Origin of the sequence: Paenibacillus sp. DRB1-1 (genome assembly GCF_052119485.1) — a bacterium.
Taxonomy (GTDB): Bacteria; Bacillota; Bacilli; order Paenibacillales; family Paenibacillaceae; genus Paenibacillus; species Paenibacillus polymyxa_B.
Window position 1 is genome coordinate 151288 of sequence record NZ_JBODQH010000002.1, and the last position, 12026, is coordinate 163313.

Sequence of the window (12026 nt, forward strand, 5' to 3'; positions counted from 1 at the left end):
GCCGCGCAAAAACGCGACTCTAATGCATAAACCAAAATTAATCGTCTTTTTTCATCAGTTCTGGCAGATCCAGCGACATCGAAATATTACACAGCATACCTCTGGCGAGAAAAAGCATCGTTCTTTCCATTGCTTGTTCAATGCCTGCCCATCGGAAAGCATCATAAACCGTCGTATGAATTTCACGGAATCCTTGCTGCATCACGCTTACAACCTCATCCTCGCGGATCGTCTGCGCCTGCATTTGCAAAAGTGTTTCATTGCGGTATTCCATCATAATTTGCGAATAGGCTGCAATTAGCTCTTGCTCGATCTGTTCAGATGAGGCCGAATGAATAACTCTGTGAAAAGAGTCTATGATACGTGCAAATGAAACCTTCAGGGCTTCAACAAGCAACGCTTCCTTGGTAGCGAAAAAACGAAAGACATAGGGCTGAGAAATATTGGCCCGTTCCGCAACTTTGGCTGTTGTAGCTCGGTAGTAGCCCATCTCTGCAAACACTTCAATGGCAGCAGATATGATTTCCTTTTGGCGATTTATAGATGTTGACGTAGCTTTAGCCATGTTTTTTTCATCCTTTTATTTAGCACAGTTTTCTGATTATTGATTAATCAATTACAAATCAGTATAAACGACATAACCTAAAAATGCAATGAGTTTGAACAAAGTCGCCTCCGCAATTCTGACGGAAACGACTCTCTTATATACATCCAATTATGGCGTCTTAGAGTTAAAATATAACCGGATATAATTGACCTTTTGCGTTTTGGTTTGATAGGAAAATACTAAATAATAACTAAGTCCTGATGTGTTATTGATCGTATAATTAGCTTCTGCTGTGTCAGGTATGTCTCTAGAGGTGTCAACGGTTTCCGTAGGTTGGCCCAATTCGTCAACAACTTGTTTGATAAGCAACTTCTTATAGTCTGGATCGGAAGATGTAATTTCTGTAACTTTATCGCTTCCATCCAGCATGATGTCTGTATGATACTTAGCGTAGCTTCTCATAGGACCTGTAGAACCTGACTCGGATTTCCCCCACAGCTCAAATAACAGATCGCTGCTAGTTCCCAAGCCAAGACCTTTAGGCAAATTCGGTAAGGTTCCCTGCTTGGCTGCGCTGAATATAGCGGCTGCGGAGCTGTGTTTACTGTGAGATGAAGCTGTACTACTGGTGCCTTGCCCATTAGTATTGAGATCCGTGTTTTGATTTGTAGAACTAGCAGGCGTTGCGACTGTTTCTGCTTTAGTAGGAGCAGTTGATTTTGCTTCCCCGCTATTGCTGCATCCTGTCATCACAGCAAAACCTATAGCCAAGAAAGCACTAGTGGTGATTAGCTTGCAAGCCAACTTTTTACGATCATGAGATTGATGTGTATGCTTCATTATAAGATCACTCTTTCCTTGTTCTTGGGTACAAACCAAGTGTAACCGAACCTCGTTTCCGGAATACCTCTACTTGTTTCCAACTTGTAAACAAGGACATTGATGATTTTCTAACATACCCTATTTACGACCGTAAGCTCCCAGCTGTTGTTTAGAAAAGGAATAAGGAGAGTCACTCTTCTTCAACCATATATTCCCTTTAATGATGAAGATGTATACAGCAAAAACAAAGTAGATCGTACCTGCAATCCAGTCTATTGCGGTTGGGATGTCTTGTTTTACTATTTCATGAATATACCAGATTCCAACTGGAACATGCAGGAAAAGTGCCGTAATCAAACCAGGATTATATAAGGTTTTTGCTTTAATATTGACAACGATGCCGTGCCAGACGACCTGAAAGAATCCCATAAAAACTGGTGCGAGTCCAAGCCAGACTACTTGCGGGAACCATACGGGGAGCAGATAAAACACATAGGCAATTGCCACATTGATAATCATCGCTGATTGAGTGTTTAAGGGGTAATGATCCGGTGTGTCACTTTTAAACATAACGTTGTTAAATAAACCAGCAAAATATCCAGGCCAGCGGTACTCCTCAAATTGATGAAACAATATAGCTACAAAACTTAACCATAACATGGCTGTTATATCCAAAAGGATAGCTGGATTCATAAGTAAAACAATACATACAACCACACCGATTATAGCCCCTGCATCTTGCCAATATTTTCTTAAAAAATCCATATTAGTCACCCCTATGATTTATTTTTGATCAAAATATCTTTCGAACAGCAGATTTAATTGTTCCTCTATTGAAGGTATTTCCACAACTGCCCCTGATTCAAGAATCGGACTCATCAGTGCAGGCAGAAAAATAGCTCCAAATATTTGCAGCATCATCGCTAACAAGCGTTCCGGCTGTTGCTCACCTGTCAGCTCCTTAATCGTGCTCTGAACCTTTGGAAATCCCATGATGTTTAAAAACCTTCCGTATTCCTGTTGAGATGTAAAGGGCGTGCTGCCCATGGCAATGATTCGCGAAAGAAGCTCTGGATATTGACGAATGACCTGTAGATAGTTAAGTAAAAATTGTTTCAGTCTATCTTGGGGGGGCATCGCTGTATTGTCCAAAATAGAAAAGGTGTGCTGAAAGCCATTTAAGATCACTTCAATAGCTTCACTGAGCAGATTTTCCTTGGAGCCAAAATAATAATTAACTAAAGAAATATTAGTAGCAGACAGGTCGGCAATTTTTCTGATTGTAACCGCCTCAAAACCTTCCTTTTGAATAAATTCCAGCGTAGCGTCTAAGATTTTTTCTTTGGTTTGTTGTTTTTTGTCTGGGTGATTCATGTTCTTCCTCCTCCTGTTTCGTCCAATCATAACGGATGAATGAAATGGACAACTTTATATAAGCAACTTTTCAAACAATAATTAAAACGTTGTTTAAATTATTGTTTGAACTCAGTTTAGCACTTTATATTTCACAAAACAAGGAGCGATTTGAGATTTAGGTATAGAAAAACCCGCAAAACGAATAAGATCGTTTGCGGGTCGATTGAATGGAGATTGAGAAAAGACCTAAATAGCCCAATTTCCTTTGCGGAACACGGCTTCTTTGCTTCCGTCTTGCAGTTCGCCGTCAATATCCAGCTCAGCTGAGCCGATCATGAAGTCCACATGAGTCAGGCTGACATTGGCACCGTTCTGGAGCAGCTCCTCCCGGTTCATTTGTGTGCCATTTTCCATATTAAATGGATACGCACTGCCTAGAGCCAAGTGGCAGGAGGCATTTTCGTCGATACCTGTATTGTAAAAAATGCGATTGAGATTGGAAATCGGTGAATCGTGCGGCACCAGTGCAACTTCTCCCAAATAGCTGGCCCCTTCATCCGTAGCGAGCAAATGAGTCAAATGCTGCTCGCCGGATTCTGCTGTATATTCAGTGACTTTACCGTCCTTAAAGGTAAACGTTATGCGATCCACCAGTTGTCCATTTAAATTGAGTGGCATGGTACTTGTGACATGACCATTTACACCTGTACGCTTAGGCATCGTGAACACTTCTTCTGTCGGCATATTCGCCACGGTATAAATTCCTTGTGCGTTTTCACCGCCGCCGCCGCGCCAAATGTGTCTTTCGGCCAATTCAATTTTCAAATCCGTTCCTGATGCACGATAGTGGAGACTTTTATAGTTTTTGTGATTCAGCTTGTTTTGTAGCTGTTCGAGATTGTTTAAATGCCCCTGCCAGTTTTGAACTGGATCGGAGCCATCTACACGGTTCATTTCGAAAATCGTATCCCACATGACACGAATTCGGTCCTCTTCTGCCACATCGGCAAATACTTTATCGGCCCATGCCTTCGTGGGTGCTTTAATCAGGCACCAGCTAATCTTAGCATTCCGGGTATAGTGAGCATAGCCTTCTCTCGCCGTAGCCGCCGCCTTGGTCGCACGAGAAACGTGTTGCGGATCAATGCCTTGATATAAATCCGGGTTCGGCACTTTAATCATTAGTGTAGCTCCACCCTCTTCGGCAAATTTCTCCATCATTTCTGCCTTCCAAGCAGGGTAGTAATCAAAACTGGCTTCGTCACCATGTTCAAAACGACTACGTGTAATGGAATCATCCTCAAACTCTACCTGTACATATTTAGCGCCTGCTTCATAGGCTTTGCTGACAATCAGGCGTGTAAAATCAACAGTTTCCAGTGGTGCAGTTACCAAAAACACCTGTCCAGGCTGAATGTTAACCCCTACTCTTACGACCAGTTCTGCGTATTGCTCCAACAATGATTCGAATGTACTCATTTTTCCACGCTCCTGTTCCGTTTGGATTATATTGAATAATTTCATCACTACAGTACGGACTGCTTCTCCAGTTCACGTAGCTCCACTCTTCGTATTTTACCCGAGCTGGTTTTAGGAAGCTCTTGAATAAACTCTATTTTTCGTGGATATTTATAAGGTGCCGTCCACGTTTTCACATGATGTTGCAGTTCCTTCACTAACGCTGGTGATCCTTCTACCCCAGCTTTGAGTACGATGAAGGCTTTTACAACATGTCCACGGATTTCGTCAGGGCTGGCTACCGCAGCACATTCCTGTACGGAGTCATGCTTCATAAGCGCTTCCTCTACTTCAAAAGGACCAATAGTATAGCCAGAACTGATAATGATATCATCACCACGTCCTTCGAACCAGAAATATCCATCCTCGTCTTTGCGAGCCCGGTCTCCCGTAACAAAATAATCTCCGTGGACACTAGCTAATTTGCGTTCTGGATCATGGTAATACGTATGGAATAATGCCGGCAGATCGGCACGTACCGCAATATCGCCCACTTGCCCCGGAGCCAGCGGAATGCCATCCTCGTCTACGACCTCAACGAGTCCCGGTGCAATGGATTTGCCCATCGAGCCTGTGCGCAGAGGTGCATCCTTTAAATTACCAATAATTAATGTGCTCTCTGTTTGACCGTAGCCGTCACGAATCGTAATGTTGAACTGCTCCTGAAACTTGTTAATGACCTCCTGATTGAGAGGCTCTCCTGCTGAAACTGCGCTGCGCAATTGGGATAGATCATATTGATCCAAACCATCCGTTTTCGCCATAATCCGATATTCTGTCGGCGTACAGCATAACACTTGGATTCCATACTGCTGCATAAACTGCAAATACCGACCTGGACGAAACGGACCATTATATACGAATCCGGTCGCTCCATTTCCCAGTACGGATAAAAACGGACTCCAAATCCACTTTTGCCATCCCGGCGCAGCAGTAGCCCATACTATATCTGAAGCTTGAATGTCCAACCATGGTGATGTTATCCGCAGATGAGCATATCCCCAGCCATGACTATGTACAACACCTTTAGGATTTCCCGTGGTGCCCGAAGTATAGGCCAGTATAGCCATGTCGTCACGGTGCGTCCTCACAGCTTCAAAAGTATCTTCCTGTCCATCCATCAGCTCATTCAGCAAGAGCCAGCCAGATACATCTGCCGTGTCGTCCCCGGAGACCACGATGCGATAATCCAGAGCAGGCAAATCATCATTTATTTTGTCCACTTCGCTTGTTACTCCGGTCCAGGCAATGACTGCGCGCGCTTCTGAATGGCGAAGACGATATGCAATATCCTTGGCACGTAGCATTTCTGAAGATGGAATGACAACGAGCCCCAGCTTCAAGCAGGCCAGATAAATTACATACGCAATAATACGCCGTGGTACTACGACCAGAACTCTGTCACCTTTGTTAAATCCCAGATTTGCGAGTCCTCCAGCCAGTCGGTTAGCTTTTTTCAGCAGCTCTCCGTAGGTGATTTCTTCGTATTCTCCTGTCTCACTCAGCCACTTGAGTGCGGTTTTACCAGCATCATGGTGTTCCATTTCCGAAGTCATATTGTAATATTCAGGCGCAAGCCATTGTTGTTGATCTGTCAAATTATACCTTCCCCTTTATACATAAGATGAGATCCACTTTCTTACTGTAGTATAACACGTCTTAGTACCAGGTTCTAATACCAGAATCATTTTTTTGGAAAAAAATAAATTTTGTAAAGCGTACGACAAAAAGAAAGAGCCTGATTTCAGGCTCTTTTTCTTCACCGCTATCGTGATCTACAACTGGAGTTCTACCACTGTAGAAGCCACTTCCTGACCGTTTACGAGCAGTGCAATCCGGTGCGCTCCCGCATAATGGCGACGAGTTGTTAGGTCTGCTAAACGGTGTATCCGTGTACTTGTAAGATGGATTCCTCCAGGGACCGTTTTGTCAGATAGCAAAAACAGTTTACGTGAGGTTTGTCCTCTCGCCTTCACAAAGTCGATGCCGTACTCGATGCGGACTCGTACCGGGTCACCTTCACGAAGCTGAAGCGCGTAGCTCAACTCACAGCTATCGCCGAGCTTTAGCACGGCAGGGTCTGTGGTGAAAGAGGCTCCCGTGACTAACGGCGCCCCGTCTGTTTCATCCGCATAGCCGAACATTGCCATCACTTCGGGGATGGATTTGCGAATCAGGGTCCGACAGCCATGACGCACAATCCAGTCGGTGTCAGGGTGTGTTCCTTTCCACCGTTGAGCCGTAGCAATGACCACATCAGGATGATCCTTGGCAATATCGTTCAGGTTGTTGGCTACACTTTTGCGTACATATAGTGATGGATCGGCCTTCAGTAATTCCAATACGGCCAATACTGGAGCAGGATCGCGTTTAAACACAGGCAACGCCTGTCCCCAGGGCAGCCGTGGACGACAGCCTTCGCTGGCAAGACGGCGAACATGCTCACTTTGGTGTCCCGCCCAGATCGTCATCTGCCGCATCATCCGTTCCGGTTCACGCAGGAGGAAGGGTCTCACGGCGAACTCCGCAGAGGACTTAGAGGTGAATCGCTCCAGTGCCTTCATGGACAGGTCCCAATGCTCTTCTCCCTGCCCATACACCTCCACAAAATCGGGGAAAAACAAGTATGGAAAACCACTGCAATGCTCGTCTATAGCAAAAAGAATATCCAGAGCTTCTTCATATTTACTGGGCAAAAATGCCCCTAATGTTAACGAAATACGCCGTATTCGTTCTTTTAGCTCCAGCTCATCCCATTTTTTATCCATCACTTGATGGATGAATCCGATGGTATCGAACGGCCTGTACGCAGACTGTACTTTTTCACCGAATTGTTGAAGAAAATTCTCCGTGTACATATTTTTTAAGGGCTCGGCCATTATATATCTCCTTTTGTATGAGGTTGAAAGAATTGTAGCAAGGCATACTAAAAATGCCAAGTCCTATGATTAGGACCTGACATTTTTACATTAATACAAGAAATCGATTTACTTATAATTCGTGTTGAGCAAACCAATTGGTAATACGTTGCAGTCGTTCCACGCGAAGCTGCGGGTGCCCTTTTCGTGAAAGCTCGTGACTTGAAGCTGGAAAACGGACAAATTGCGTAGGTTTCCCCAAGCGACGTAATGCTGTAAACAGCTGCTCTCCCTGCTCTATAGGACATCGCAGATCCTGCTCCCCGTGCAATATGAGCAGCGGTGTGTTGATTTGCTGCACATAAGCCAGCGGAGATTGCTTCCACAAGAGCTCACAATCCTCCCACGGATTCCCGCCGACTTCATCTTCAGTAAACGAGTACCCTATGTCACTCACCCCATACATTGACAGCCAGTTAGAAATGGAGCGCTGGGTTACAGCTGCGCGGAAACGATCGGTATGGCCGACAATCCAGTTTGTCATAAAGCCACCATAGCTGCCCCCTGTTACACCTAGCCTTTCCGGATGAATGAATGGAAACTGACGTATAGCCTCGTCCACTGCGCTCAGCAGATCAGTGTAATCGCGTCCGCCGTAATCTCCAAGGACAACATTGGTAAAAGACTGTCCGTACCCTCGGCTTCCTCCCGGATTCGTGTAGATGACTGTATACCCCTGAGCGGCCAGCAACTGAAATTCATGAAAAAAAGAATTGGAATACATGGCATGAGGACCGCCGTGAATCTCCAAAATAGCAGGATAGGATACCCCCTCCTTAAACCCAGCAGGCTTCATCACCCATCCCTGCACTCGTCGTCCATCCTCAACCTCAGTCCAGAAGCTCTCAGGCACACTGATCTCAATCTCATCAAGCAGAGAGTCATTCACTCGTGTCAGCCGTTCCTCAGTTCCTGAATGGATCGTAATCCGGAACAAATCGCCTGGTAAAGAAACATCTGTGGAAGCCGCAATGATATGCCGCTCATCCGAAGTAAGCTCGAATTGGTAAATTTCCCGTTCTCCTTGGGTTAAAATTTTAAAAGTTCCATCAAGCGCAAACTGATATACGTGTACATTTCCTTCAAGGGTGACCAGCGTATACAGGAATTGACCGTTCGCACTGAAGCGTGGTGGTCCTACATGAAGATGTGAACGCATGTCGCTCATACCCGCATTACCGAGGTGAGCGTCAAGCGTCTCACTAACGCATACTGCCGTCCCCCCACTGGAAGGAACCGTGTACAGTCGGGTCTGAGTAGCGCCTTTGGCATGTCGATCATGACCGTAAAAGGCAATCGTTGAACCGTCGGGAGAATAAGCTGCACTCTCGATGTGCAGTTCAGAATGGGTCAGCTTAAGCGGTGCTGCTGCATCACCATTTGAAGTTGCAGGAGCTATCGTAAACAAATCATTCTGCTTACGTAAATCCGTATCCTCTTTCGAATGCTCTGCTATTCTGGCGACGAATAAAATATGTTGACCATCCGGTGACCACACAGGCTCCGCCACATCATAAGCGCCGGAAGTCAGTTGAACTGTGTGCCCCGAAGTCACATCAGCTACATACAAGTGATCACGAGTATCATCCCACAGTCCATATCCGTCGGATTTAGCTTTCGTTCGATTAACAACTCGTCCCTTAAGTTGTGCTTCCTGAGTTCCTCCACTGGATGTAGGGCTTGACGGGTTCTCGGCCGTTTTAGCTGCAAACGATATACAGGTCCCATCAGGAGACCAGGCTAATGAACGAACGTTATTCTCTACGTGTGTAAGCTGTCGTGCCTCCCCCCCCGCGTTCTGGAATAATCCATACCTGGCGCTTGCCGCCTGTTGTACGGAGAAAAGCTAGTTGTGATCCGTCTGGTGACCAGACAGGCGTTTCATCTTTTGGTCCGTATGTAAAGGGTATCGGGACAGCGACTTCGGACGATAATAGCCAAATTCCTGAGTTATAATCTGTCCGCTCTTTATTAATATACTGTTCTACGTAAGCGATTTCACCACTAATAGGATGAATAGCTGGATCGCTAACCCAGTGAAGTCGATATAAATCCTCGGCTGTTATACAGCGCTTGGTCGTGCTAGATTGCGAGTCGCTCAAAAAAATTCCTCCTTTATATCATCAGATTCCACATCTTTAAATTTTAATTAATCCTATTAATTTTATAGGATTTTAATAAATACACAATTACGTTACTCTTTTTATTTATCTCTGTCAATTTGTCTAAAACTAAAAAGCCCCTCTCTCAGTCGCAATGGACCCGAAAACACCACTACTTCGGTTGCTTTCATGAGAGAGGGTAGTATTATTCATCAATCACAACTGAAAAATAGGAGAAATGGAAGGAGCCCCATTAGGAATAGCAGCTAGTGATCCATTTTCTTTGTGTAGGTTCGGTGCCTGCTGCCAAATAGTGCTGGGAATCTCTCGCCGCAGCACAGGAATGATATCCTCGGCAAACCGATGCAGCTGTTCAAGCTGCTCCTGCTCTCCCAGCCCATCCACGCTTATGCTAAGTACTTGATGGCCGAACGCAGTATAATAGTTTCGTATTTTTTCGAGTACGCTGTCCGCAGAACCAATCAGAACTGGACCGTTGCGGATATTGTCCTCCAAACTTCTAAACGGGGATTGATTATGCTGAGCCGCCGCCGTCGAGTGGTAAGCATCATAATACGGGCGATAGCGTCTGATCGCTTCCTCGTCTGTATCCGCCAGATACAAGCTCCCGGCTCCGGCACCAATTACAGCCTGAGCCGGGTCATGACCGTAATAAGTCAGCCGTTCACGGTAATGATCAATTAAGGCTTTATACTTGGCCTGAGGATGGAAAGAATTTGAGGAAAATAACGGCTCTCCATATTGTGCAGCCAGCTCCGTCGATAATGTACTGGAGGCACTTCCATGCCATATTGGAATGTGCTGTTGATACGGGCGTGGCTGTGTCGTGACCTGATACAGCGGGGGCCGATAGTTGCCCTCCCACGTAACCTCTTCCTCGCTCCATAGCCGTTTGAGCAGACGATAGCGTTCTGCTAGCGACTCCCACTGCTCTTCCTCCGTAATTCCAAACAACGGGTAATGCCGTGGATCATTGCCTTTTCCGATAATCAGTTCTAATCTTCCACCCGATAAATGATCCAGTGTCGCATAATCCTCAGCTACGCGCACCGGGTCAAGTATACTAAGCACCGTTACCATCGTCAGCAGACGAATCCGTTCAGTTCTCGCTGCTATAGCGGTCAGAACGAGTGAAGGTGAAGACGACAAAAAAGGCGTACCATGCCGCTCCCCCACACCATACGCATCAAAACCAAGCTCCTCTGCGAGCACAGCCTGCTTAATTACATTTTGGAATTTTTGCTGCGAACTCCAGGCTTCTCCGGTAATCGCATTAGGCAGATTAGCCATTAGGCTGAACAACACAAACTTCATTCGCTCCTGCCCCCCTTCTGCGAACGAATCGGCTTCTTCCGTTCCCTATGACCGTGTCTAATTTCGGTTAGCTGTCTTGGCTTCATTTTTTTCACGAATGTAGGTGGAGAATAATTCAGGATTCACCACTTTACGCAGTAAATGCATCGTCCCGTCCCCTGTTCCATGGTCAAAAGCATGGAAACGTTCATATCCCCAACGCTCATACATGGATAGCAAATAGGGATGCTTTTCCGCAGTCGCCAGTGTCACAGCAGGAGCACCGACCTTGTCACGAATAATCGTTTGCTCTACCCAATTCAGCAGTTTTTTCCCATATCCTTTGCCCTGGGCAGCCGGGTCTACAGCAAACCACATCACAAACGGTAGATCGGTTATAAAATTAAGGGCTCTATTTTTGAGATGGCTAACGGTAGCCTGAATGACACCGTCTACTTCCAGCACATAGCAATCATTATTTTTAATGTTTTCTTGAATGAGAGCCACGTCTGCCTGAGCGGCAGGCCATCGAAGCTCCAACTGCCGAATTGTTTCATACGCCTCATACGTCACATACTGCAATCTTTCTGCGTCCTCTTGAAGTGCCAGACGATAGATTTCACTCATACTAACCCGCCTCCTTATAGTGTTTTTATAAAACGAGTGAACCACCACATAACTAATCCCATCTATTTAATCAGATATAAAAGTTAACATAACTGTAGCATGCTCAGTATCCAGCGACAAATTAATTTTTTCTATAACTCCATTTAAAATAACAATAGCCCCTAGAAAGATGGGAATTCGTTAATTAAATTCAACGCAAAAAAGCCCGAAAATCGGGCTTTTTTACTTTCTAGACGAATAAAATGCTGGCCAAATCTCCGGCATTCAAACACAACATGTATACTGTGTTACTCCGCAGGGGCAGTAAAGCTGCGTTTGGCAAACTCGCTGTCCAGCATATAAAAGGCATTGCTGTCTCTTTCAATGCGCTTAAGCTTCTGGATAACACTGTCGAACAGAGCTTCCTCTTCGACTTGCTCATCAATAAACCATTTCAGGAAATGGATCGTTGCATGCTCACGTCCATCGAGGGCCAAGTCAGCCAGATGATAAAATTTTTGCGTGTTTTGCTGCTCATGCTTGTAGCCATGTTCAAATACGTCCAGCATGGAATCGTAGCTGTTTTTTGGCTCCGGCAATGCAGCCAATGTGGCGCGTCCTCTACGGTCATTAATGTATTTATACAGTTTCATGGCATGAAACCTTTCCTCCTCAGCTTGTACCAGGAAGAAGTTTGCAAACCCATCCAGACTTTCACTGGAGCAATAAGCAGCCATCGCCAGATATACGTGAGCGGAGTAAAATTCAAAGTTCATTTGCTCATTCAGAGCCTGTGCCAAATTGTCATTCATGTCTCAGGTCACCTCGGTCATGTATGTAATA

General features: G+C 45.4%; 10 protein-coding genes and 1 pseudogene. All 11 read right to left on the reverse strand.

Annotation, left to right across the window (positions count from 1 at the left end; genetic code table 11):
• Positions 1 to 37: 37 nt before the first annotated feature.
• Positions 38 to 565 carry a TetR/AcrR family transcriptional regulator gene (locus ACQW03_RS25245; protein WP_441952594.1) on the reverse strand — a complete coding sequence of 176 codons (528 nt, stop codon included), beginning with the start codon at positions 563 to 565 and terminating at the stop codon, positions 38 to 40.
• 150 nt (positions 566 to 715) lie between these two features.
• Entirely contained in the window at positions 716 to 1387 is a 672-nt protein-coding gene (locus tag ACQW03_RS25250) for a DUF4309 domain-containing protein (RefSeq protein ID WP_441952596.1), read from the reverse strand.
• 120 nt (positions 1388 to 1507) lie between these two features.
• Positions 1508 to 2134 carry an HXXEE domain-containing protein gene (locus ACQW03_RS25255; RefSeq protein WP_441952598.1) on the reverse strand — a complete coding sequence of 209 codons (627 nt, stop codon included), beginning with the start codon at positions 2132 to 2134 and terminating at the stop codon, positions 1508 to 1510.
• 18 nt (positions 2135 to 2152) lie between these two features.
• Positions 2153 to 2743, reverse strand: a complete 591-nt coding sequence (locus ACQW03_RS25260; RefSeq protein ID WP_023988547.1) for a TetR/AcrR family transcriptional regulator — start codon at positions 2741 to 2743, stop codon at positions 2153 to 2155.
• A 228-nt stretch (positions 2744 to 2971) separates the two neighbouring features.
• Positions 2972 to 4204 carry an aminopeptidase gene (locus ACQW03_RS25265; RefSeq protein ID WP_441952601.1) on the reverse strand — a complete coding sequence of 411 codons (1233 nt, stop codon included), beginning with the start codon at positions 4202 to 4204 and terminating at the stop codon, positions 2972 to 2974.
• Between the two features lie 47 nt (positions 4205 to 4251).
• Positions 4252 to 5841, reverse strand: a complete 1590-nt coding sequence (locus tag ACQW03_RS25270) for an acyl-CoA synthetase (RefSeq protein WP_441952603.1) — start codon at positions 5839 to 5841, stop codon at positions 4252 to 4254.
• A 177-nt stretch (positions 5842 to 6018) separates the two neighbouring features.
• Entirely contained in the window at positions 6019 to 7122 is a 1104-nt protein-coding gene (locus ACQW03_RS25275) for a hypothetical protein (protein ID WP_441952605.1), read from the reverse strand.
• A 112-nt stretch (positions 7123 to 7234) separates the two neighbouring features.
• Positions 7235 to 9263, reverse strand: a pseudogene (locus ACQW03_RS25280) (S9 family peptidase).
• A 216-nt stretch (positions 9264 to 9479) separates the two neighbouring features.
• Positions 9480 to 10598, reverse strand: coding sequence for an LLM class flavin-dependent oxidoreductase (locus tag ACQW03_RS25285; RefSeq protein ID WP_076294758.1), 1119 nt, complete (start codon positions 10596 to 10598; stop codon positions 9480 to 9482).
• Between the two features lie 57 nt (positions 10599 to 10655).
• Complete coding sequence (locus ACQW03_RS25290) at positions 10656 to 11204, reverse strand: GNAT family N-acetyltransferase (protein ID WP_076294759.1); 549 nt, start codon at positions 11202 to 11204, stop codon at positions 10656 to 10658.
• A 287-nt stretch (positions 11205 to 11491) separates the two neighbouring features.
• Positions 11492 to 11995, reverse strand: coding sequence for a ferritin (locus ACQW03_RS25295; protein WP_013310291.1), 504 nt, complete (start codon positions 11993 to 11995; stop codon positions 11492 to 11494).
• Positions 11996 to 12026: the final 31 nt, after the last annotated feature.

Excerpts from the sequence above, each read along its gene's own strand:
- ACQW03_RS25245 (WP_441952594.1), bottom strand. The coding sequence starts at position 565 with ATGGCTAAAGCTACGTCAACATCTATAAATCGCCAAAAGGAAATCATA.
- ACQW03_RS25250 (WP_441952596.1), bottom strand. The coding sequence starts at position 1,387 with ATGAAGCATACACATCAATCTCATGATCGTAAAAAGTTGGCTTGCAAG.
- ACQW03_RS25255 (WP_441952598.1), bottom strand. The coding sequence starts at position 2,134 with ATGGATTTTTTAAGAAAATATTGGCAAGATGCAGGGGCTATAATCGGT.
- ACQW03_RS25260 (WP_023988547.1), bottom strand. The coding sequence starts at position 2,743 with ATGAATCACCCAGACAAAAAACAACAAACCAAAGAAAAAATCTTAGAC.
- ACQW03_RS25265 (WP_441952601.1), bottom strand. The coding sequence starts at position 4,204 with ATGAGTACATTCGAATCATTGTTGGAGCAATACGCAGAACTGGTCGTA.
- ACQW03_RS25275 (WP_441952605.1), bottom strand. The coding sequence starts at position 7,122 with ATGGCCGAGCCCTTAAAAAATATGTACACGGAGAATTTTCTTCAACAA.
- ACQW03_RS25285 (WP_076294758.1), bottom strand. The coding sequence starts at position 10,598 with ATGAAGTTTGTGTTGTTCAGCCTAATGGCTAATCTGCCTAATGCGATT.
- ACQW03_RS25290 (WP_076294759.1), bottom strand. The coding sequence starts at position 11,204 with ATGAGTGAAATCTATCGTCTGGCACTTCAAGAGGACGCAGAAAGATTG.
- ACQW03_RS25295 (WP_013310291.1), bottom strand. The coding sequence starts at position 11,995 with ATGAATGACAATTTGGCACAGGCTCTGAATGAGCAAATGAACTTTGAA.